The 21,799-nt window shown below is 59.2% G+C and carries 17 protein-coding genes; 3 read left to right on the top strand and 14 right to left on the bottom strand.

Annotation, left to right across the window (positions count from 1 at the left end):
• Positions 1 to 106: 106 nt before the first annotated feature.
• From brnQ to sdhC, 10 genes are all read right to left on the bottom strand, one after another.
• Complete coding sequence (brnQ, locus tag MKS85_RS25125; protein WP_047230485.1) at positions 107 to 1,420, bottom strand: branched-chain amino acid transport system II carrier protein; 1,314 nt, start codon at positions 1,418 to 1,420, stop codon at positions 107 to 109.
• A 316-nt stretch (positions 1,421 to 1,736) separates the two neighbouring features.
• Positions 1,737 to 2,621 (bottom strand): succinate--CoA ligase subunit alpha, encoded by an 885-nt coding sequence (gene sucD, locus MKS85_RS25120; protein WP_014339581.1) that lies wholly within the window; start codon positions 2,619 to 2,621, stop codon positions 1,737 to 1,739.
• Positions 2,621 to 3,787: an ADP-forming succinate--CoA ligase subunit beta gene (sucC, locus tag MKS85_RS25115; RefSeq protein ID WP_003179235.1), complete on the bottom strand. Its 1,167-nt coding sequence runs from the start codon at positions 3,785 to 3,787 to the stop codon at positions 2,621 to 2,623. The genes sucD and sucC overlap by 1 nt, the downstream gene beginning before the upstream one ends.
• Positions 3,788 to 3,983: 196 nt before the next feature.
• Positions 3,984 to 5,429, bottom strand: a complete 1,446-nt coding sequence (lpdA, locus tag MKS85_RS25110) for a dihydrolipoyl dehydrogenase (RefSeq protein WP_047230486.1) — start codon at positions 5,427 to 5,429, stop codon at positions 3,984 to 3,986.
• A gap of 109 nt (positions 5,430 to 5,538) precedes the next feature.
• A complete protein-coding gene (odhB, locus tag MKS85_RS25105) occupies positions 5,539 to 6,762 on the bottom strand; it encodes a 2-oxoglutarate dehydrogenase complex dihydrolipoyllysine-residue succinyltransferase (RefSeq protein WP_139049433.1) in 1,224 nt (407 codons plus the stop codon).
• Positions 6,763 to 6,804: 42 nt separating this feature from the next.
• The gene (locus tag MKS85_RS25100; RefSeq protein WP_047230488.1) at positions 6,805 to 9,636 is read right to left on the bottom strand and encodes a 2-oxoglutarate dehydrogenase E1 component; all 2,832 of its coding nucleotides are present in this window, start codon (positions 9,634 to 9,636) and stop codon (positions 6,805 to 6,807) included.
• Between the two features lie 262 nt (positions 9,637 to 9,898).
• Positions 9,899 to 10,603 (bottom strand): succinate dehydrogenase iron-sulfur subunit, encoded by a 705-nt coding sequence (locus MKS85_RS25095; protein ID WP_047230491.1) that lies wholly within the window; start codon positions 10,601 to 10,603, stop codon positions 9,899 to 9,901.
• A gap of 11 nt (positions 10,604 to 10,614) precedes the next feature.
• Positions 10,615 to 12,387: a succinate dehydrogenase flavoprotein subunit gene (gene sdhA / locus MKS85_RS25090; RefSeq protein ID WP_047230489.1), complete on the bottom strand. Its 1,773-nt coding sequence runs from the start codon at positions 12,385 to 12,387 to the stop codon at positions 10,615 to 10,617.
• A 3-nt stretch (positions 12,388 to 12,390) separates the two neighbouring features.
• Positions 12,391 to 12,759 (bottom strand): succinate dehydrogenase, hydrophobic membrane anchor protein, encoded by a 369-nt coding sequence (gene sdhD, locus MKS85_RS25085; protein ID WP_047230490.1) that lies wholly within the window; start codon positions 12,757 to 12,759, stop codon positions 12,391 to 12,393.
• The gene (sdhC, locus tag MKS85_RS25080) at positions 12,753 to 13,127 is read right to left on the bottom strand and encodes a succinate dehydrogenase, cytochrome b556 subunit (RefSeq protein WP_024780620.1); all 375 of its coding nucleotides are present in this window, start codon (positions 13,125 to 13,127) and stop codon (positions 12,753 to 12,755) included. The genes sdhD and sdhC overlap by 7 nt, the downstream gene beginning before the upstream one ends.
• Positions 13,128 to 13,491: 364 nt before the next feature.
• Between sdhC and gltA the strand changes: the two genes are divergently transcribed.
• Entirely contained in the window at positions 13,492 to 14,781 is a 1,290-nt protein-coding gene (gene gltA, locus MKS85_RS25075; protein ID WP_003204440.1) for a citrate synthase, read from the top strand.
• Between the two features lie 306 nt (positions 14,782 to 15,087).
• Here gltA and MKS85_RS25070 read toward each other — a convergent pair whose 3' ends face one another.
• The 3 genes from MKS85_RS25070 to MKS85_RS25060 all read right to left on the bottom strand — a co-directional run bounded on the left by MKS85_RS25070 (position 15,088) and on the right by MKS85_RS25060 (position 18,223).
• The gene (locus MKS85_RS25070) at positions 15,088 to 16,746 is read right to left on the bottom strand and encodes a cation acetate symporter (RefSeq protein WP_047229598.1); all 1,659 of its coding nucleotides are present in this window, start codon (positions 16,744 to 16,746) and stop codon (positions 15,088 to 15,090) included.
• Positions 16,743 to 17,054, bottom strand: a complete 312-nt coding sequence (locus tag MKS85_RS25065; RefSeq protein WP_047229599.1) for a DUF485 domain-containing protein — start codon at positions 17,052 to 17,054, stop codon at positions 16,743 to 16,745. The genes MKS85_RS25070 and MKS85_RS25065 overlap by 4 nt, the downstream gene beginning before the upstream one ends.
• 317 nt (positions 17,055 to 17,371) lie before the next feature.
• Positions 17,372 to 18,223: a glycine betaine ABC transporter substrate-binding protein gene (locus MKS85_RS25060; protein ID WP_047229600.1), complete on the bottom strand. Its 852-nt coding sequence runs from the start codon at positions 18,221 to 18,223 to the stop codon at positions 17,372 to 17,374.
• 429 nt (positions 18,224 to 18,652) lie between these two features.
• Between MKS85_RS25060 and MKS85_RS25055 the strand changes: the two genes are divergently transcribed.
• Together MKS85_RS25055 and MKS85_RS25050 are read left to right on the top strand one after the other, a co-directional pair.
• Entirely contained in the window at positions 18,653 to 19,951 is a 1,299-nt protein-coding gene (locus MKS85_RS25055) for a serine/threonine protein kinase (RefSeq protein WP_188252412.1), read from the top strand.
• Positions 19,944 to 20,732, top strand: coding sequence for a VacJ family lipoprotein (locus tag MKS85_RS25050; RefSeq protein ID WP_076383809.1), 789 nt, complete (start codon positions 19,944 to 19,946; stop codon positions 20,730 to 20,732). The genes MKS85_RS25055 and MKS85_RS25050 overlap by 8 nt, the downstream gene beginning before the upstream one ends.
• Before the next feature lie 133 nt (positions 20,733 to 20,865).
• Here MKS85_RS25050 and MKS85_RS25045 read toward each other — a convergent pair whose 3' ends face one another.
• Entirely contained in the window at positions 20,866 to 21,780 is a 915-nt protein-coding gene (locus tag MKS85_RS25045) for a DUF808 domain-containing protein (protein WP_076383808.1), read from the bottom strand.
• Positions 21,781 to 21,799 lie beyond the last annotated feature (19 nt).

Here is a 21,799-nt window from a genome sequence, read left to right as displayed (position 1 = left end):
AGCCCTCGCAGGGTGTGGGGGTGACCATCTCATTAATGCCCCGTATCGATGGATACGGGGCATTTGTTTTTTACCGGTGGGCCCGCTCGTGGCAGGCCGCGGCAACTCAGGCCAAGGCTTCGCTGCGCTTGCCCAGCAGACGATCACACACCAACGCAACCGCCAGGGTCATCACCGACGGCACGAGCCAGGCCAGACCCTGCTCGCTCAATGGCAGATGGGCCATTTGCGTCGGCATCCAATCCGCCAGTCCAGCGCCTTTAAGCGCATCGATCAGGCCGAACAGGAACGACACCAGCATGACCGGGCCGACGATGCGCCCCTGCTCATGCCAGAAGTCCTTGCAGAAGCTCAGGGCCACCAAGGCAATGCACGGTGGGTAAATCGCGGTCAGGACCGGGATCGAGAAAGCGATCAGCTTGGTCAGTCCGAGGTTCGACACCAGCAGCGAAAACGCCGCCAGGATGACCACCAATGTTTTGTACGACAGCGGCAAGACACGGCTGAAGTACTCGGCACAGGCGCACGTCAGGCCAACTGCAGTGACCAGGCACGCCAGGGAAATCAGCACCGCCAGGAAACCGCTGCCCAGGCTGCCGAACGTGTGTTGCACATAGGCATGCAGCACAGCCGCGCCGTTTGTCGCGCCCGCGGCCACTTCATGACTGCCAGACCCCAGGCGGAACAGACTGACATAGACCAGCGCCAGCCCGACCCCGGCGATCAGCCCGGCGATGATGGCGTAGCGGGTGATCAAGGCAGGCGATTCAACGCCCCGGGAACGGATCGCATTGACGATGACGATGCCAAACACCAATGCGCCCAGGGTATCCATGGTCAGGTAACCGTTGATGAACCCTTGGGAGAATGGCGCGGCCACGTATTGCGGTGTCGCCACGCCGATATCGCCGGCGGGCAAGGCAAACGCGGCAATGCCCAGCACGGCCAGAGCGATGATTTTCAGCGGGGCAAGGAATCGCCCGACGGTGTCCAGCAAGCGGCCGGGATAGAGCGAGATGAAGAACACCAGCAGGAAATACACCGCACTGTAGAGAAACAGTGCCAGCGGGCTTTCACCGGTCAACGGCGCCAGCCCGACTTCGAAGGAGACGGTGGCGGTGCGTGGAGTCGCGAACAGCGGCCCAACGGCCAGGTAGCACACAGCCGCCAGCAGGCCACCGGCCACCTTGCCGATAGGACTGCTCAAGGCATCCATCGCCCCACCGACCTTGGCCAGCGCAACGACGGTGATGACCGGTAGCCCGACCGCCGTGACCAGAAAGCCCAGCGCCGCCATCCAGACATGGGGCCCGGACTGCAAACCGACAATCGGCGGGAAGATGATGTTGCCAGCCCCGACGAACAGGGCAAAGGTCATGAAACCAAGCGCCAGGATGTCCTGGCCTTTCAACACTTTCATTTTAAGGAAACCACACTGCTGAATCGGAATTTAGAGAGGGACTTCCCTTAAGGATGGAGGGAAATGCTGCCGATCCGTATAAGACCAACCCGTTTAGCGCGCCGCTTCCTTGTGGGTAGCGGTCGCAAAAATGGCGGGTAGCCTAACGAATTAGTGTGAATAACGCACTGTTACAGGGCGAACTATCCGATACACGACATTTCCGTGTCGCGTTTTTGCATCTAAATGGGTTGCTGATTGCAATTCCCTCATCCGAAAACGACAAAGGCCACCCGAAGGTGGCCTTTGTTGCTGGAACAAAAAAGTCAGCCGAAGCTTACTTCTTCATTTCCCAGCCAGTCAGCTCGGCCAGGGCCTTGCCGATGTCTGCCAGCGAACGCACGGTTTTCACGCCTGCGTCTTGCAGAGCGGCGAATTTCTCGTCCGCAGTGCCTTTGCCGCCAGAGATGATTGCGCCAGCATGGCCCATGCGCTTGCCCGGAGGAGCAGTCACACCCGCGATGTAGGAAACAACCGGCTTGGTCACGTTAGCCTTGATGTAGGCAGCCGCTTCTTCTTCAGCCGAACCGCCGATCTCACCGATCATGACGATCGCTTCGGTCTTCGGGTCTTCCTGGAACAGCTTCAGGATGTCGATGAAGTTGGAGCCCGGGATTGGGTCACCGCCGATGCCGACGCAAGTCGACTGACCGAAACCAGCGTCAGTGGTCTGCTTGACGGCTTCGTAAGTCAGGGTGCCGGAACGGGAAACGATACCGACCTTGCCTGGCAAGTGAATGTGACCTGGCATGATGCCGATCTTGCATTCGCCTGGAGTGATCACGCCTGGGCAGTTAGGGCCGATCAGGGTGATACCCAGCTCGTCGCACTTGACCTTGGCTTCCAGCATGTCGATGGTCGGGATGCCTTCGGTGATGCAGACGATCAGCTTGATACCGCCGAACGCTGCTTCAAGGATGGAATCCTTGCAGAAAGGAGCTGGAACGTAGATCACGCTGGCGGTGGCGCCAGTGGCAGCAACAGCGTCCTTGACGGTGTTGAAGACAGGCAGGCCCAGGTGTTCGGTGCCGCCTTTGCCCGGCGTTACGCCACCAACCATCTTGGTGCCGTATTCCAGAGCTTGCTGGGTGTGGAAACTACCTTGCGAACCGGTAATACCCTGGCAGATAACCTTGGTGTCTTTATTGATCAGGACGCTCATTATTTGCCCTCCGCAGCTTTAACGACTTGTTGAGCAGCGTCGGTCAGGCTGGTAGCAGCGATGATGTTCAAACCGCTTTCTGCCAGTACTTTAGCGCCCAGCTCAGCGTTGTTGCCTTCGAGGCGAACAACAACCGGGATTTTCACGCCGACTTCTTTCACGGCGCCGATGATGCCTTCGGCAATCATGTCGCAACGAACGATGCCGCCGAAGATGTTGACCAGTACTGCAGCGACGTTAGTGTCGGACAGGATGATCTTGAACGCTTCGGTTACGCGTTCCTTGGTAGCACCACCGCCCACGTCGAGGAAGTTGGCTGGCTTGCCGCCATGCAGGTTGACGATGTCCATGGTACCCATGGCCAGGCCAGCACCGTTGACCATGCAGCCGATGTTGCCTTCCAGGGCCACGTAGTTCAGTTCGAACTTGGCAGCGTGCGCTTCGCGCGGATCGTCTTGCGACGGATCGTGGAAAGTCTTCAGCTTAGGCTGACGGTACATGGCGTTGGCGTCAATGTTGATCTTGGCATCGAGGCAGTGCAGATCGCCGTCGGCCTTGATCACCAGCGGGTTCACTTCCAGCAGCGCCAGGTCGTGGTCCTGGAACAGCTTGGCCAGGCCTACGAAGATCTTGGCGAACTGAGTGACCTGCTTGCCTTCCAGACCCAGCTGGAATGCCAGCTCGCGACCCTGGAATGGCTGGGCGCCAACCAGTGGATCGATGGTGGCCTTGAGGATTTTCTCAGGGGTATCGTGAGCGATTTTCTCGATGTCCACGCCACCTTCGGTGGAAGCCATGAACACGATACGGCGGCTCGAACGGTCAACGACAGCGCCCAGGTACAGCTCTTTAGCGATATCAGTGCACGATTCAACCAGGATCTTGGTGACTGGCTGACCGTTGGCGTCAGTCTGGTAGGTCACCAGACGCTTGCCCAGCCACTGCTGTGCGAAGGCTTTGGCGTCTTCTTTGCTGCGAACCAGCTTGACGCCGCCCGCTTTACCGCGACCACCGGCGTGAACCTGGGCTTTGACAACCCATTCGCTGCCGCCGATTTTGTCGCAAGCTTCTGCTGCCGCTTCCGGGGTGTCTACCGCGTAGCCGGTGGATACTGGCAGGCCGTACTCAGCGAACAGCTGCTTACCCTGATACTCGTGAAGATTCATGCTTATTACCGTCTTCGTTAGGTACTGCGCATTCGGTGCTGCACCGTTATGGTGCCGCACCACCTGTGACTGCTGCTTGCGTAGCGTTCCGGTTGACCGGTGCCGCTACGCAAGGCTGCGTCCAGCGGATATTCCGCGGTGAGTCTTGCTCGCAAGGCTCACGACGGGCCATACCGCCGTGGTTTCTTATTGTCTATTAACGCTTTTTGCGGTTGGCCACGTGGATGGCACCGCCATTTACGGCCAGGGCCGCTTCGTGCAAGGCTTCGGACAGGGTCGGATGGGAGAAGACCATCATGCCCAGATCTTCAGCGCTGGTGCCGAATTCCATGCCGATCGCGCCTTGCTGTACCAGCTCGGCAGCGCTTGGGCCAATCACGTGAACGCCCAATACACGATCCGTCTTGGCATCAGCGATGACTTTCACGAAACCACCGGTATCGTTGGCTGCCATGGCACGGCCGGAGGCTGCGAACGGGAAGGTGCCGACGTTAACTTCAACACCTTCGTTTTTCAAGGTTTGCTCGGTCTTGCCAACCCATGCGATTTCCGGGTGGGTGTAGATAACCGACGGGATCAGGTCGTAGTTGATCTGGGCTTTGTGGCCCTTGATGCGCTCGACCACCATGATGCCTTCCTCGGACGCTTTGTGCGCCAGCATCATGCCGCGTACCACGTCACCGATGGCGTAGACACCCGGAACGTCGGTTGCGCATTGCTCGTCAACCGCGATGAAGCCGCGCTCATCGAGGGTCACGCCGCAATCGGCGGACAGCAGGTCAGTGGTCACTGGGCGACGGCCAACCGCAACGATCAGTTTGTCGAAAGTGATGGTCTGTTCGCCGTTGGCGTCGGTGTAGTTCACCACGACTTCTTCGCCGTTGACCTTGGAGCCGGTCACGCGAGCGCCCAGCTTGATGTCCAGGCCTTGCTTGGTCAGGGTTTTCAGCGCTTCCTTGGAAACCGCGGTGTCGGCGGCCATCAGGAAGGTGTCCAGTGCTTCGAGGACGGTTACTTGCGCGCCCAGGCGCGACCAGACCGAACCCAGCTCCAGACCGATAACACCCGCGCCGATCACACCCAGGCGTTTTGGTACGGATTGGAACTCCAGAGCGCCGGTCGAATCGACGATCACGTTCTGGTCCACCGGAGCCGGCGGAATGTCGATCGGACGCGAGCCCGGTGCCAGGATGACGTTCTCGGCTTCGATCACTTCAACCGAGCCGTCTGGCTTGGTCACTTCGACCTTCTTGCCCATCAGCAGCTTGCCGTGGCCCTGGATCGAGGTCACGCCATTGGCCTTGAACAGGGTGGCAACGCCAGAGGTCAGGCCTTTGACGATGTTGGCCTTGCGGCCAACCATGGCAGGTACGTCAATGGTGACGTTTTCGCGGTTGACACCGCCAATGCCGTGGATGGCCAAGCCATCCTGCGCTTCATGGAACTTCCAGGAGCTGTCCAGCAGCGCCTTGGACGGAATGCAACCGACGTTCAGGCAAGTACCGCCGAGGGCCAGTTTGCCCTCCTTGTCGGTGTATTTCTCGATGCAGGCAGTGGTGAGGCCCAGTTGCGCAGCCTTGATGGCCGCTACGTAGCCGCCAGGGCCCGCACCAATCACTACCACGTCGAATTTCTGAGTCATGAGTCATTCCTTCTCGAATCAAACCGGACGGTCACTTGTGGAGACCGTCGTGGGACGAAACCGGTTATTTCAGCAAGAGGCCGGTCAACCGACCGGCCCTTGCGGCGAATCAGATATCCAGCAGCAGACGAGCCGGATCTTCAAGCAGGTTCTTGATGGTTACCAGGAAAGTCACGGCTTCTTTACCGTCGATCAGACGGTGATCGTAGGACAATGCCAGGTACATCATCGGACGAATCACGACCTGACCATTGATCGCCATCGGGCGTTGCAGGATGTTGTGCATGCCCAGGATCGCCGCTTGTGGCGGGTTGACGATCGGGGTCGACATCATCGAACCGAATGTACCACCGTTGGTGATGGTGAACGTACCGCCGGTCATCTCTTCGATGGACAGCTTGCCGTCACGGGCTTTCTTGCCGAAGGTGGCGATGCCGCCTTCGATTTCAGCCAGGCTCATCAGTTCGGCGTTACGCAGGACCGGAACCACCAGGCCACGGTCGCTGGAGACCGCAACACCAATGTCGGCGTAACCGTGGTAAACGATGTCGGAACCGTCGATCGACGCGTTGACGGCCGGGAAGCGCTTGAGTGCTTCAGTGGCAGCCTTGACGAAGAACGACATGAAGCCCAGGCGTACGCCGTTGTGGCTCTTCTCGAACAGGTCCTTGTACTTCGAACGCAGGGCCATGACTTCGGTCATGTCGACTTCGTTGAAGGTGGTCAGCATCGCCATGTTCGACTGGGCTTCAACCAGACGCTCGGCAACCTTGGCGCGCAGGCGGGTCATCGGAACGCGTTTTTCAACGCGATCACCGGCAGCGAACACCGGAGCGGCAGCGGCAGGCGCGGCAGCCTTGGCTGGCGCAGCGGCCGGAGCGGCTTTCTTGGCGGCAACCGCTGCAACCACGTCTTCCTTGGTCACACGACCACCCTTGCCGGTGCCGGCAACGGAAGCGATGTTGATGCCATTCTCTTCAGCCAGCTTGCGAGCAGCAGGAGCGGCGACTGGATCGTCTTCGCCGCCAGCGGCAGGAGCAGCAGCCTGAGCGGCGGCCGGTGCGGCGGCAGCAGCCGGAGCAGCGGCAGCAGCGCCGCCCGCTTCGATGGAGCCCAGCACTTCGGCCGACAGTACGGTGTCGCCTTCGTTCTTGATGATGGCGCCCAGGACGCCGTCAGCTTCGGCCAACACTTCCAGGACAACTTTGTCGGTTTCGATGTCGACGATCAGTTCGTCGCGCTTGACCGCGTCGCCCGGTTTTTTGTGCCAGGTGGCAATCGTGCCATCGGCAACCGATTCCGGGAAAGTGGGGGCTTTGATCTCGATAGCCATTATCTGTGGTTCCTTAAATTCGGTTTCAGGTGCGCGAAGGCATTAAACGGTAAAGGCATCTTGCAGCAGTTGTTCCTGCTGCTCGGCGTGCATCGATGCATAACCACAAGCAGGTGCAGCAGAAGCGTCACGGCCGGCGTACTCAAGTACGAGCGACTTGTCGTGAGCGCTGATGATGCGGCGCATGTGATGTTGGCTGCAGTACCACGCACCCTGGTTCATCGGCTCTTCCTGGCACCAGACGATGTGCTTCAGGTTTTTGTACGGAGCCAGGATTTCGACCAGGTCGTCCTCCGGGAACGGGTACAGCTGCTCGAGACGCACGATGGCGATATCGTCACGGCCTTCGGCACGGCGTTTTTCCAGCAAGTCGTAATAGACCTTGCCGCTGCACAGAACCACGCGACCGACGTTGGCCGGATCCTGAGCGTCGATTTCCGGGATAACGGTCTGGAACGAGCCTTCGGCCAGATCTTCCAGAGTCGAGATCGCCAGCTTGTGACGCAGCAATGACTTCGGTGTCAGCACTACAAGCGGCTTGCGCAGCGGGCGAATCACCTGACGGCGCAGCAAGTGGTAGATCTGAGCCGGGGTCGTCGGTACGCACACCTGGATGTTGTGCTCGGCGCACAGCTGCAGGTAACGCTCCAGACGTGCCGAAGAGTGCTCCGGCCCCTGCCCTTCATAACCGTGTGGCAACAGCATGGTCAGACCGCAGAGACGGCCCCACTTGTGCTCGCCGCTGGTGATGAACTGGTCGACAACCACCTGGGCACCGTTGGCGAAGTCGCCGAACTGGGCTTCCCAGATCACCAGCGCATTCGGCTCGGTGGTGGAGTAGCCATATTCGAACGCCAGGACGGCTTCTTCGGACAGCAGCGAGTCGTACAGGTCGAAACGTGGCTGGCCTTTGTACAGGTGTTGCAGCGGGATGTAGGTGCTGGCGTCTTTCTGGTTGTGCAGCGCCGCGTGACGGTGCGAGAAAGTGCCGCGGCCTACGTCCTGGCCGGTGATGCGCACAGGGTGACCTTCGAACGCCAGGGTCGCGTATGCCATGGTTTCGGCATAACCCCAGTTGATCGGCAGGCCGCCGGCTTGCATCTTCTGCCGGTCTTCGTAGATTTTCGCGACCTGACGCTGAACCACGAAGCCTTCCGGAATTTCCAGCAGCTTGGCGGACAGTTCCTGCAAGGTCTTGAGATCAAAACGGGTGTCGTGACGAGCGGTCCAGGCATGGCCCAGGTACGGGCGCCAGTCCACGAACAGCTCTTTGTTCGGCTCTTTGACCAGGCTTTTTACAACATGCAGGCCATTGTCCAGGGCATTGCGATATTCATCGACTTTTTCCTGGACGCGCTCAGCGTCCAGCACACCGCTCTGGGTCAGGCGCTCGGCATACAGCTCACGGGTGGTGCGCTGCTTGGCGATCTGCTGGTACATCAGAGGCTGGGTGCCGCTTGGCTCGTCGGCCTCGTTGTGGCCGCGACGACGGTAGCAGACCAGGTCGATCACCACGTCACGCTTGTACTGCATGCGGTAGTCGATGGCCAACTGGGTCACGAACAGCACGGCTTCCGGGTCATCGCCATTCACATGGAGAATCGGCGCCTGGATCATCTTCGCAACGTCGGTGCAGTACTCGGTGGAACGCGAGTCTTCCGGGTTGCTGATGGTGAAGCCGACCTGGTTGTTGATCACCAGGTGAATGGTACCGCCGGTCTTGAAGCCGCGAGTCTGCGACATCTGGAAGGTTTCCATGACCACGCCCTGACCTGCGAATGCAGCGTCACCGTGGATGGAAATCGGCAGGACTTTTTCGCCAGTCGGGTCGTTGCGACGATCCTGACGGGCACGGACCGACCCCTCGACCACCGGAGAAACGATTTCCAGGTGGGACGGGTTGAAGGCCATCGCCAGGTGAACTTCGCCACCGGTGGTCATCACGTTGGACGAGAAACCCTGGTGATACTTGACGTCACCGGAGCCCAGCTCGACCTTCTTCTTGCCTTCGAACTCGTCGAACAGCTCGCGCGGGTTCTTGCCGAAGGTGTTGACCAGCACGTTCAGACGGCCGCGGTGGGCCATGCCGATGACGACTTCCTTGGTGCCGTAGGAACCGGAGCGCTGGATCAGTTCGTCCAGCAGCGGGATCAGGCTTTCGCCACCTTCCAGGCCGAAACGCTTGGTGCCCGGGTATTTGGTGCCCAGGTACTTTTCCAGGCCTTCGGCGGCAGTGACGCGCTCGAGCAAGTGGCTCTTGACGTCAGCGGAGAAGGTCGGACGGCCACGAACGCTTTCCAGACGCTGCTGGAACCACTGGCGCTGCTCGGAATCGACGATGTGCGTAAATTCGGCACCGATGGTGCGGCAATATGTCTGCTGCAACGCTTCGTGAATTTCGCGTAGGCTCGCTTCCTCTTTGCCGATGAACAGGTCGCCGGCACGGAAGGTCGTATCAAGATCGGCATTGGTCAAGCCGTAATGAGTGATCGACAGGTCTGCAGGTGCAGGACGCTGCCACAGCCCCAGCGGGTCCAGCTGGGCTGCCTGGTGGCCGCGCATCCGGTAGGCCTGGATCAGTCGCAGCACTTCAACTTGCTTCTTCTCGTGCTCACTGCTCACGCTGCCGGCAGACACCGGTTGAGCGCGGCGCTGGTTCTTTGCCAGCAGCACGAAATGATCGCGAATTGTCGAGTGCGAAACATCAGTGGCAGAGTTACCGTCAGCCGGCAACTTCTGAAAGTAGGTGCGCCACTCTTCTGGCACAGCGTTAGGGTCGTGCAGGTAGAGCTCGTAGAGCTCTTCCACATAGGCAGCGTTACCACCGGAGAGGTGGGCACTGTTCCACATGCGCTGCATCACGCTTTCTTGCATGCTTGGTCACCCTCGATTTGGGGAACACCATCGGCGAAAACACCGAGCAAACTTGCAGAAGTCCGAATGCAGCGACCAAAACAAGCCACTTAGGATCACGCTGATAGTCCGGGTACCAGCCCGGATGCCCCTGCTTGTCTCATTTCTTCAAAATAAGAACTGCCGCTTTGTGAGCGGCGGTTCTGGTTATAGCCAGGACGCGGGTTGAAGCCCACGCCCCGACCTGTACGGGTACAGCGGTTCTACGGGTACAGCAGCTGAATCACACGCCGCTTTGCAGCAGCATGTTACGTACGTGACCGATGGCCTTAGTCGGGTTCAGGCCTTTCGGGCAGACGTTGACGCAGTTCATGATCCCGCGGCAGCGGAATACGCTGAACGGGTCATCCAGTGCAGCCAGACGCTCGGACGTCTTGGTGTCGCGGCTGTCTGCCAGGAAGCGATACGCTTGCAGCAGAGCGGCCGGGCCCAGGAATTTGTCCGGGTTCCACCAGAAGGATGGGCACGAGGTCGAGCAGCAGGCGCACAGGATGCACTCGTACAGACCGTCGAGCTTTTCACGCTCTTCCGGGGACTGCAGACGTTCGATGGCCGGAGCCGGCGAATCGTTCTGCAGGAATGGCTTCACCTTCTCGTATTGCTTGTAGAAGATGCTCATATCGACGACCAGGTCACGAATAACCGGCAAACCTGGCAGCGGACGAACGATCAGCTTGTTGCCCTTGACCACGGCGGACAGCGGCGTGATGCACGCCAGGCCGTTCTTGCCGTTGATGTTCATGCCGTCGGAGCCGCAAACGCCCTCGCGGCAGGAACGACGGTAGGAAAAGCCTTCGTCCTGCTCTTTGATCAGGGCCAGCACGTCCAGCACCATCAGGTCTTTACCACCGGTATCGACCTGGAAATCCTGCATGAACGGCGCGGCGTCCTGATCAGGGTTGTAGCGATAAACACTGACTTGCAACATGGCGGCCACCCTTAGTAAGTCCGGATCTTGGGTTCAAACGTCGGAACGGTCTTCGGCGAGAAGTTCACCGCACGCTTGGCGACACGTTTTTCACCCGGGAAGAACAAGGTGTGGCACAACCAGTTTTCGTCATCACGGTCTTCAAAGTCTTCGCGGGCATGGGCACCACGGGACTCTTTGCGCACTTCTGCCGCGATGGCGGTGGCTTCGGCCACTTCCAGCAGGTTCTGCAGTTCCAGCGCTTCGATACGTGCAGTGTTAAACGCCTGCGACTTATCGTTGATCTTCACGTTGGCGATTCGTTCACGCAATTGAGCCAGCTGAGCGATACCCTTCTGCATGTACTCGCCGGTACGGAACACACCGAAGTAGTTCTGCATGCAGTTTTGCAGCTCGCGACGCAGGGTCGCCACGTCTTCGCCTTCGGTACGCTCATTCAGAGCGGACAGACGCGCCAGGGCGGCTTCGATGTTGGCGTCGGTGGCATCGTCATACTCGATACCCTCGGTCAGCGCTTTTTCCAGGTGCAGGCCGGCAGCGCGACCGAATACCACCAGGTCGAGCAGCGAGTTGCCGCCCAGACGGTTGGCACCGTGAACCGATACGCAAGCCACTTCACCCACTGCGAACAGGCCAGGGATGATTTCGTCCACGCCTTCGGCGTTCTGGGTGATCGCCTGGCCGTGAATGTTGGTGGCAACGCCGCCCATCATATAGTGGCAGGTTGGAACTACTGGAACCGGCGCAACGACAGGGTCGACGTGAGCGAAGGTCTTCGACAGTTCGCAAATGCCTGGCAGACGGCTGTGCAGCACTTCCTCGCCCAGGTGGTCGAGCTTGAGCATCACGTGGTCGCCATTCGGACCGCAACCGTTGCCGGCGATGATTTCTTTCACCATCGAACGGGCAACTACGTCGCGACCGGCAAGGTCTTTGGCGTTCGGAGCATAACGCTCCATGAAACGCTCGCCGTGCTTGTTGATCAGGTAACCGCCTTCACCGCGGCAACCTTCGGTGACCAGTACACCGGCGCCGGCGATGCCGGTCGGGTGGAACTGCCACATTTCGATGTCTTGTACCGGCACGCCAGCACGCAGCGCCATGCCGACACCGTCACCGGTGTTGATCAGGGCGTTGGTGGTGGACGCGTAGATACGGCCGGCACCGCCAGTCGCCAACACGGTAGCCTTGGCGCGGATGTAGGTGGTTTCGCCGGTTTCGATGCAGATCGCGATCACACCGACGAAAGCGCCATCCTGGTTTTTCACCAGGTCAACGGCGTAGTACTCGTTCAGGAACGTGGTACCGGCTTTCAGGTTGCCCTGATAAAGGGTGTGCAGCAGTGCGTGACCGGTACGGTCGGACGCCGCGCAAGTACGCGCAGCCTGGCCGCCCTTGCCGTAGTCCTTGGACTGACCGCCGAACGGACGCTGGTAGATACGGCCGGTTTCGGTACGCGAGAACGGCAGGCCCATGTGGTCCAGTTCGAAAACCGCGGCAGGACCTTCCTGACACATGTATTCGATAGCGTCCTGGTCACCGATGTAGTCGGAACCCTTGACGGTATCGTACATGTGCCAGCGCCAGTCATCGTTCGGGTCAGCCGAAGCGATGGCACAGGTGATGCCGCCCTGGGCGGAAACAGTGTGCGAACGGGTCGGGAAAACCTTGGTGATCACGGCAGTCTTGTGACCGCCCTGTGCCAGTTGCAGCGCAGCGCGCATGCCGGCACCGCCGCCACCAATAATGATGGCGTCGAAAGAAATCGTAGGAATGTTAGCCATGAATCAGATACCCCAAAGAATCTGCACACCCCAGACGAAGTACGCAAACATCGCGACGCCGCATACTGCCTGGAAGAGGAAACGTACGGCAGTCGCCGACTTGCCGAACGCCATCGGCGTCAGGTAGTCGGTCGCGATGGTCCACATGCCGACCCAGGCGTGAGCGCCCAGTGCGACAAGCGACAGCAGACTGAAGATACGCATCCAGTTGTTTGCGAACAGTTCGTGCCATTGGGCATAGCCAAGGCCAGGGTTTGCTACGACATATCCGATCAGGAAAATGAAGTAAGCCGCGAGAACGACCGCAGACACACGCTGCGCCATCCAGTCATAGAGGCCCGAACGGGAAAGGTTCGTGACGTTGGTTACCATATCCAGACTCCTGCCAGAACGATTACCACCACGGAAACGGCGATAACGATTTTCGAGCCCAGCTTGCCGCCTTCCAGCGTCTCACCGATGCCCATGTCCATGATCAAGTGGCGCACACCGGCAACCAGGTGATACAGCAAGGCGGACAGGATGCCCCAAATCACTAGCTTGGCTAGCGGACTGGTCAGACACGCTTTCACCTGACCGAAGCCTTCTTCCGAGTCGAGCGACTTGTCCAATGCATAAAGCATGATGGCCAGGCTGACGAAGAGAATGACACCGGAGATACGGTGAAGAATGGACGTGTAAGCAGTGACTGGGAGTTTGATGGTCCTTAGGTCTAGGTTTACAGGTCGTTGGCTTTTCACGGCTTTTTTTCACACTGAAGAGCCCCTAACAATCAGGGCAAAGTTGTTGGGGCGCGCACTGGTCAGGTACTCACCACCCAGGGAGTGACGACCCCCAAGAAAGCAGGCCCAAAAGCCCCTGGCGGTCGGTGGCCGAGTATAGACAGTTAGGCTACTAATGACAACGCGTTCACCTTCCCCTAATAGCGCATTGCACATATGAAGCAAAAGGCGTAAACGGCAGGCAATTTCGCGGAAAAAGTCCGGTTAAAGCCTTCTGGAGCAAGACTTTAGGCAAATTGACATTCGAATTTATCTCACTATAGTGGTGCGGGCCCTGCGTGGGGGGTCTGTCTGATGATTCCAAGCATTAATAGGAGGCCACATGGCTGACAAAAAAGCGCAGTTGATCATCGAGGGCGCAGCCCCCGTCGAGCTGCCCATTTTAACCGGCACCGTTGGTCCCGATGTAATCGACGTACGGGGCCTGACGGCCACGGGCCGTTTCACCTTTGACCCGGGTTTCATGTCGACCGCTTCGTGCGAGTCGAAAATCACCTATATCGACGGCGACAACGGCATCCTGCTGCACCGCGGCTACCCGATCGAACAACTGGCTGAAAAGTCGGACTACCTGGAAACCTGCTACCTGCTGCTCAACGGCGAGCTGCCAACCGCAGAGCAAAAGGCCCAGTTCGTCAGCACCGTGAAGAACCACACCATGGTTCACGAACAGTTGAAGACCTTCTTCAACGGCTTCCGTCGCGATGCCCACCCGATGGCCGTCATGTGCGGCGTTGTCGGCGCCCTCTCGGCCTTCTACCACGACTCCCTGGACATCAATAACCCCCAGCATCGCGAAATCTCCGCGATCCGCCTGGTGGCCAAGATGCCGACCCTGGCAGCCATGGTCTACAAGTACTCCATGGGCCAGCCCATGATGTACCCGCGCAATGACCTGACTTATGCAGAAAACTTCCTGCATATGATGTTCAACACCCCGTGCGAGATCAAACCGATCAGCCCGGTGCTCGCCAAGGCCATGGACCGGATCTTCATCCTCCACGCCGACCACGAGCAGAACGCCTCCACGTCCACCGTGCGTCTGGCCGGCTCCTCGGGTGCCAACCCGTTCGCCTGTATCGCCGCCGGTATCGCCGCACTCTGGGGCCCAGCCCACGGCGGTGCCAACGAAGCGGTATTGACCATGCTCGATGAAATCGGCGATGTCTCGAACATCGACAAGTTCATCGCCAAGGCCAAGGACAAGAACGATCCGTTCAAGCTGATGGGCTTCGGTCACCGGGTCTACAAGAACCGCGACCCGCGCGCCACCGTCATGAAGCAGACCTGCGACGAAGTGCTCAAGGAACTGGGGATCAAGAACGATCCGCAACTCGAACTGGCCATGCGCCTGGAAGAGATCGCCCTGACCGACCCGTACTTCATCGAACGCTCGCTGTACCCGAACGTCGACTTCTACTCGGGGATCATCCTCAAGGCGATCGGCATTCCAACCAGCATGTTCACCGTGATCTTCGCCCTGGCGCGGACCGTGGGCTGGATCTCCCACTGGAAGGAAATGCTCTCCAGCCCGTACAAGATCGGCCGCCCGCGCCAGTTGTACACCGGCTACGAGTCGCGTGACATCACCCAGCTGGAAGACCGCAAGTAAGACCTGCCTTGCAATGAGGTCTTGAGCTGCACCGAAACAGCCCCTGCTTCTTATATAAGAGCAGGGGCTGTTTTGTTTGTGCCTCTTTTCATCTGATCCAGAAGCGGCATTGACCGGTCCGACGTCATCGCGAGCAAGCTCGCTCCCACAGTTGACCTGTTGTGAACACAGAACCTGTACTCACTGAAAATCCCCTGTGGGAGCGAGCTTGCTCGCGATGACGGCAGCCCTGCCATCCTTAAACCCGGCACAAAAAAATACCCCAGCCTCTCGACCGGGGTATTTCTTCAAGCACTTCTCGCTACATCAATGGTTAACCGCCCCACTCGCCCCCAGGCCAGTCTGCGAACGCACAAACTGCGGGAAGAACAGTGCACGCTCGTTCACGCCTTCAGCCGACTTGTCGGTGACGGAGAAGAACCAGATGCCGACGAAGGCAATGGCCATCGAGAACAGCGCAGGGTATTCATACGGGAAGATCGCCTTCTCGTGCCCCAGGATCTGCACCCAGATGGTCGGACCGAGCACCATCAGGCCCACCGCACTGACCAGGCCCAGCCAGCCGCCGATCATGGCGCCACGGGTGGTCAGTTTCTTCCAGTACATCGAGAGCAGCAGTACCGGGAAGTTGCAGCTTGCCGCGATGGAGAACGCCAGGCCCACCATGAACGCGATGTTCTGCTTCTCGAACAGGATGCCCAGGCCGATCGCCAGCACCGCCAGGGCGATGGTGGTGATCTTCGACACGCGGATCTCATCCTTCTCGTTGGCTTTGCCTTTCTTGACGACACTGGCATACAGGTCATGGGACACCGCCGAGGCACCGGCCAGGGTCAGACCCGCCACTACCGCCAGGATGGTGGCAAAGGCTACGGCCGAGATGAAGCCCAGGAAGATGCTGCCACCCACCGCGTCAGCCAGGTGCACCGCCGCCATGTTGTTGCCACCCAGCAAGGCACCTGCCGCGTCCTTGAAGGCCGGGTTGGTGCTGACCAGCAGGATCGCGCCGAAGCCGATGATGAAGGTCAGGATGTAGAAGTAACCGATGAAGCCAGTGGCGTACAGCACGCTCTTGCGAGCTTCCTTGGCGTCACTTACGGTGAAGAAGCGCATCAGAATGTGCGGCAGGCCAGCGGTACCGAACATCAGCGCCAGACCCAGGGAGAACGCCGAGATCGGATCCTTGACCAGGCCACCAGGGCTCATGATCGCTTCACCCTTGGCGTGAACCTTGACCGCCTCGGAGAACAGCATGTTGAAGTCGAAGTTGACGTGCTTCATGACCATCAGCGCCATGAACGAAGCGCCCGACAGCAACAGCACCGCCTTGATGATCTGTACCCAGGTAGTGGCCAGCATGCCGCCGAACAGCACGTAGAGGCACATCAGGATACCGACCAGAATCACCGCAACGTGATAATCCAGGCCAAACAGCAGCTGGATCAGCTTGCCGGCACCCACCATCTGCGCGATCAGGTAGAACGCCACCACGACCAGCGAGCCGCTGGCAGACAAGGTGCGGATCTGGGTTTGCCCCAGGCGGTAGGACGCCACGTCGGCAAAGGTGTATTTACCCAGGTTACGCAGGCGCTCGGCGATCAGGAACAGAATGATCGGCCAGCCGACCAAAAAGCCGATGGAGTAGATCAGACCGTCGTAGCCAGACGTGAACACCAGCGCGGAAATGCCCAGGAAGGACGCCGCCGACATGTAGTCACCGGCAATCGCCAGGCCGTTCTGGAAACCGGTGATCCGCCCGCCCGCCGCATAGTAGTCGGCTGCCGAGTTGTTGCGCTTGGACGCCCAGTAGGTAATGCACAAGGTCGCGCCAACGAAAGCCACGAACATGACAATGGCCGAAACGTTAAGCGGTTGTTTCTGCACGGCACCGGTCAGGGCTTCAGCCGCCCAGGCCCCCGGTGCGAAAGCTGCGATGCTCAACAGAGCCATTAGACGCCGGATCATTGCTGAGCCTCCTTGAGAATCGCATTGTTCAGATCGTCGAACTCACCGTTGGCGCGTCGCACGTAGATACCGGTCAGGATGAAGGCCGAGACGATCAGGCCGACACCTATGGGGATACCCCAGGTAATGGTGGACTCGGGCGAAATCTTGGCCCCGAGAACATGCGGCCCGTAGGCAATCAGAAGAATGAAGCCTGAATACAACCCAAGCATGATCGCCGAGAGAATCCAGGCGAACTTTTCTCTTTTTCTCACCAGCTCCTTGAAGCGCGGGCTGTTTTGAATCGAGAGGTAAATGCTGTCGTTCATTGTTTTTATCCTCGCAGCACAGATTTAATTGGAACAGCTCTACTCTATGCGGCTGAAGGCCAGGTTCCAGACGACCTTAGTATTAGAACGACATGACGGTGCTGCCGGTTTCCCGCACACTTTCACAATTGCCCTCCTGTGGGAGCGAGCTTGCTCGCGATGGAGGCGCTACATTCAACAAGGATGCAAGCAGATGTACCGCTATCGCGAGCAAGCTCGCTCCCACAAGGGGATTGTGGGGAATCCAGGAATTTCGGGCACAAAAAAACCGCATGACAGACAGTCATGCGGCTTTCGGAACAGTCAGACCAAGTCGATTACTTGATCCACTCCGCCACGCGATCCGGGTGCTTGGCAACCCAATCCTTGGCAGCGGCGTCCGGCTTGGCGCCTTCCTGAATCGCCAGCATGACCTCGCCGATTTCGTCTTTCGAGTTCCACTGGAACTTCTTCAGGAACGCAACCACTTCCGGCGCCTTGGTGTCCAGCTCCTTGCTGCCGATGCTGTTCACGGTTTCAGCCGCGCCGTAAACGCCTTTCGGGTCTTCCAGGAAGCGCAGTTTCCACTTGGCGAACATCCAGTGCGGCACCCAACCGGTGACGGCGATGGATTCTTTTTTCTTCTCGGCACGGGTCAGCTCGGCAATCATGCCGGCGCCGGAACTGGCCTTGAGTTGATACCCGGTCAGGTCGTAATCCTTGATGGCCTGCTCGGTCTTGATCATGACACCTGAACCGGCGTCGATACCGACAATGCGGTTCTTGAAGCTGTCATCGGTCTTGAGGTCGGCCACGGACTGGGCCTTGACGTACTCCGGCACGATCAGGCCGATTTTTGCATCCTTGAAGTTCGGACCGTAGTCGACCACCTGATCCTTGTTCTTGGTCCAGTAGTCGCCATGGGTCACCGGCAGCCAGGCCGAGAGCATCGCGTCGAGTTTGCCAGTGGCTACGCCTTGCCACATGATCCCGGTCGCAACCGCTTGCAGCTTCACGTCATAGCCCAGTTTCTGCTTGATGACTTCGGCCGCCACATGGGTGGTCGCGACGCTGTCGGACCAGCCATCGACATAGCCGATGCTCAGGGTTTTGGTTTCGGCGCTGGCCAGTGTGGAGCTGATCGCCAGTACCAGTGCGGCACCTGCGCCCAAGAGTCGTCGCATTCTCATCGTTACTTCCCCGAAAGTGCTGCGCCCGACGGATGCCGAGCGGCGTCAACGTATTGTTATGGTGCACAGCGCCCCCATCACGCTCGCCTGCAAAACCGGTTCGAACGTCAGTGGAGTACTGACTCGTTGATCATCAACCTGCGCCGATCTGGAACCTGCTCTGCCTGCGACGTTGAAGCAACGAGAAACGACATCAGAACGCCAGCTACCTGCCTGCGCCATTCGGGCCAACAAAAATGCCGTCCTGGCGGTCACGCCAGACTTCGGCAAACCGCCAGATAACTAGCCGCTACCACGCGTGAACGTGTATCTTCGCGCTACTATTGCGCCCCGTTTGTACCTGTTTTGTGCCAATCATGGCACTTGGCTTCACTTCGGCGGTCATAGCCTGCGAACTTCAATCGGCATCTTCCTTTAAGGGATCCAGTCATGCTCCATTCCTTGCGCTTCGCTGCCTTCGCCGGCGGCCTTATTCTGAGTGCGTCCGCGCTGGCGGTGGACATCGATGCCGCCAGCTATGGCTACCCCTTGACCAACCCGTTCGAGGCGACCATCGCCACTACGCCACCGGACCTGCGCCCGGAACTGCCCTTGATCGAAGATATCGACCAGGCGGACCACAGCCTGACCCTGCGCCCGGAACGCGAGTTCATCCTGCCAGACAATTTCTGGCCGGTGAAAAGCCTCACCTACCGCATGGCGACCCAGGACAAGCCCGCGCCGCTGATCTTCCTGATCGCCGGCACCGGCGCACGATACGACAGCAGCCTCAACGAATACCTCAAGCGCCTCTATTACAAGGCCGGTTACCACGTGGTGCAGCTGTCGTCGCCCACCAGCTTTGACTTCATGAGTGCCGCTTCGCGCTTCGCCACACCCGGCATCACCAAGGAAGACGCCGAAGACATGTACCGGGTGATGCAGGCCGTGCGCGCGCAGAACCCCAAATTGCCCGTGACCGAGTATTACCTCACCGGCTACAGCCTCGGCGCCCTGGACGCGGCCTTCGTCGCCCATCTGGACGAAACCCGACGCAGCTTCAACTTCAAGAAAGTGCTGCTGCTCAACCCGCCGGTCAACCTCTACACCTCGATCACCAACCTGGACAAACTGGTCCAGACCGAGGTCAAGGGCATCAACAACACCACCACTTTTTATGAATTGGTGCTCAACAAGCTGACTCGTTATTTCCAGCAAAAAGGCTACATCGATCTCAACGATGCCCTGCTCTATGACTTCCAGCAGTCCAAGCAGCACCTGACCAACGAGCAGATGGCGATGCTGATTGGCACTTCGTTCCGCTTCTCGGCGGCCGACATTGCATTCACCTCGGACCTGATCAACCGTCGCGGCCTGATCATCCCGCCCAAATTCCCGATTACCGAAAGCACCAGCCTGACGCCGTTCCTCAAGCGCGCGTTGCAATGCGATTTCGACTGCTATCTCACCGAGCAGGTGATTCCGATGTGGCGCGCGCGCACCGACGGCGGCAGCCTGTTGCAACTGATCGATCAGGTCAGCCTTTATGCGCTCAAGGATTACCTGCACGACAGCCCGAAGATTGCCGTCATGCACAACGCCGACGACGTCATCCTCGGCCCGGGCGATCTGGGCTTCCTGCGCAAGACCTTTGGCGACCGCCTGACGGTTTACCCATTGGGCGGCCACTGCGGCAACCTAAACTACCGCGTCAACAGCGACGCCATGCTGGAGTTCTTCCGTGGCTAAATATCTCCTGCTTATCGCCGCGTTAATGAGTGCTGGCATGGTCCACGCCGATAACAGCAAGGCCAACGCGCCTGTGGTGGTGGACTCCGACGGTTTCAAGGAACCGTTGAGCAAGCTCAAGTTCAACCCCGGGCTGGACCAGCGCGAGTTCGAACGCTCGACCCTCAACGCCCTGAACGTCTATGACCCGCTGGAGTCCTGGAACCGCCGCGTTTACCACTTCAATTATCGATTCGATCAGTGGGTCTTCCTGCCAGTCGTCGATGGTTACCGTTACATCACGCCAGGCTTCCTGCGCACCGGGGTGAGCAACTTCTTCAATAACCTGGGAGACGTGCCGAACCTGATGAACAGCCTGCTGCAATTCAAGGGCAAGCGTTCGATGGAAACCACGGCACGCCTGCTGCTCAACACCACCGTCGGCATCGCCGGCCTGTGGGACCCGGCCACCGCCATGGGCTTGCCGCGCCAGAGCGAAGACTTCGGTCAGACCCTGGGCTTCTATGGCGTGCCCGGCGGCGCGTATTTCGTACTGCCGATCTTCGGTCCTTCGAACCTTCGCGATACCTCGGGATTGCTTGTGGACTACACGGCTGAATCGGCGATCAACTTCCTCAACGTTTCAGAAGTCAGCGGCAACCACCCGGAACTGCTGCTCCTGCGCGCCGTGGACAAGCGCCACCAGACCAGCTTCCGCTATGGCCAACTGAACTCGCCATTCGAATATGAGAAGGTGCGTTACGTGTATACCGAGTCGCGCAAGTTGCAGATTGCCGAGTAACTCCCGGCCACCCCAAAACCCACTGTGGGAGCGAGCCTGCTCGCGATGAGGGCCTGCCATTCAACATTTATGTTGGCTGGTAGACCGCTATCGCGAGCAGGCTCGCTCCCACAGTTGTCATCTGTTGTCAGATTCAGCTTTTCAGCGCTTTCCAGACCTTGCCCACCACCATCACTCCCGCCAACACCAGCGCCCCCGCCACAATCCCGGCCACCGCATTAAGCAGCAACGGCACAATGAACCCGGCGCCGCCAGCACTGGCCGTCACACCTTCGATCCAGTGATGCACCACCGGCACGCCATGGGTCAGGATGCCGCCGCCCACCAGGAACATCGCCGCCGTGCCGATCACCGACAGGCCTTTCATCATGTAGGGCGCGGCGCGCAGGATGGCGCCACCGACGCTCTTGGCCCATTGCCCCGGCTTCTGCGTCAGCCACAACCCCAGGTCATCGAGCTTGACGATCCCGGCCACCAAACCATAGACGCCGACGGTCATGACGATGGCGATACCCGACAGCACGATCACCTGCTGAGTCAGCGGTGCGTCAGCGACGGTGCCGAGGGTGATGGCGATGATTTCCGCCGAGAGGATGAAGTCGGTGCGTATCGCACCTTTGATCTTGTCCTTTTCGAAGGCCACCAGATCGACCGCCGGATTGGCCACGGCCTCGACCAGTTGCGCATGCTCGGCCTGGTCTTGCGCCTTGCTGTGAAGGAACTTGTGGGCCAGTTTCTCGAACCCTTCGAAGCACAGGTAGGCGCCCCCCACCATCAGCAGTGGCGTCACCAGCCAGGGCACGAAAGCGCTGATGGCCAACGCCGACGGCACCAGGATCAGTTTGTTGATGAACGACCCCTTGGCCACCGCCCAGACCACCGGTATTTCCCGCTCGGCACGCACGCCTGACACCTGCTGGGCATTGAGCGCCAGGTCATCGCCGAGCACGCCGGCGGTTTTCTTGGCGGCCATCTTGGTCATCAATGCAACATCGTCGAGCACCGTGGCGATATCGTCGATCAGTAACAGCAAACTGCTTCCGGCCATGGAGGAACTCCTTGAACAA

Source organism: Pseudomonas sp. JL2 (assembly GCF_031570495.1).
Taxonomy (GTDB): Bacteria; Pseudomonadota; Gammaproteobacteria; order Pseudomonadales; family Pseudomonadaceae; genus Aquipseudomonas; species Aquipseudomonas rhizophila.
The sequence above is the reverse complement of the archived record's forward strand: the minus strand, read 5'-3'. Positions and strand labels throughout refer to the sequence as shown.

Excerpts from the sequence above, each read along its gene's own strand:
- brnQ (WP_047230485.1), bottom strand. The coding sequence starts at position 1,420 with ATGAAAGTGTTGAAAGGCCAGGACATCCTGGCGCTTGGTTTCATGACC.
- sucD (WP_014339581.1), bottom strand. The coding sequence starts at position 2,621 with ATGAGCGTCCTGATCAATAAAGACACCAAGGTTATCTGCCAGGGTATT.
- sucC (WP_003179235.1), bottom strand. The coding sequence starts at position 3,787 with ATGAATCTTCACGAGTATCAGGGTAAGCAGCTGTTCGCTGAGTACGGC.
- lpdA (WP_047230486.1), bottom strand. The coding sequence starts at position 5,429 with ATGACTCAGAAATTCGACGTGGTAGTGATTGGTGCGGGCCCTGGCGGC.
- odhB (WP_139049433.1), bottom strand. The coding sequence starts at position 6,762 with ATGGCTATCGAGATCAAAGCCCCCACTTTCCCGGAATCGGTTGCCGAT.
- MKS85_RS25100 (WP_047230488.1), bottom strand. The coding sequence starts at position 9,636 with ATGCAAGAAAGCGTGATGCAGCGCATGTGGAACAGTGCCCACCTCTCC.
- MKS85_RS25095 (WP_047230491.1), bottom strand. The coding sequence starts at position 10,603 with ATGTTGCAAGTCAGTGTTTATCGCTACAACCCTGATCAGGACGCCGCG.
- sdhA (WP_047230489.1), bottom strand. The coding sequence starts at position 12,387 with ATGGCTAACATTCCTACGATTTCTTTCGACGCCATCATTATTGGTGGC.
- sdhD (WP_047230490.1), bottom strand. The coding sequence starts at position 12,759 with ATGGTAACCAACGTCACGAACCTTTCCCGTTCGGGCCTCTATGACTGG.
- gltA (WP_003204440.1), top strand. The coding sequence starts at position 13,492 with ATGGCTGACAAAAAAGCGCAGTTGATCATCGAGGGCGCAGCCCCCGTC.
- MKS85_RS25070 (WP_047229598.1), bottom strand. The coding sequence starts at position 16,746 with ATGATCCGGCGTCTAATGGCTCTGTTGAGCATCGCAGCTTTCGCACCG.
- MKS85_RS25065 (WP_047229599.1), bottom strand. The coding sequence starts at position 17,054 with ATGAACGACAGCATTTACCTCTCGATTCAAAACAGCCCGCGCTTCAAG.
- MKS85_RS25060 (WP_047229600.1), bottom strand. The coding sequence starts at position 18,223 with ATGAGAATGCGACGACTCTTGGGCGCAGGTGCCGCACTGGTACTGGCG.
- MKS85_RS25055 (WP_188252412.1), top strand. The coding sequence starts at position 18,653 with ATGCTCCATTCCTTGCGCTTCGCTGCCTTCGCCGGCGGCCTTATTCTG.
- MKS85_RS25045 (WP_076383808.1), bottom strand. The coding sequence starts at position 21,780 with ATGGCCGGAAGCAGTTTGCTGTTACTGATCGACGATATCGCCACGGTG.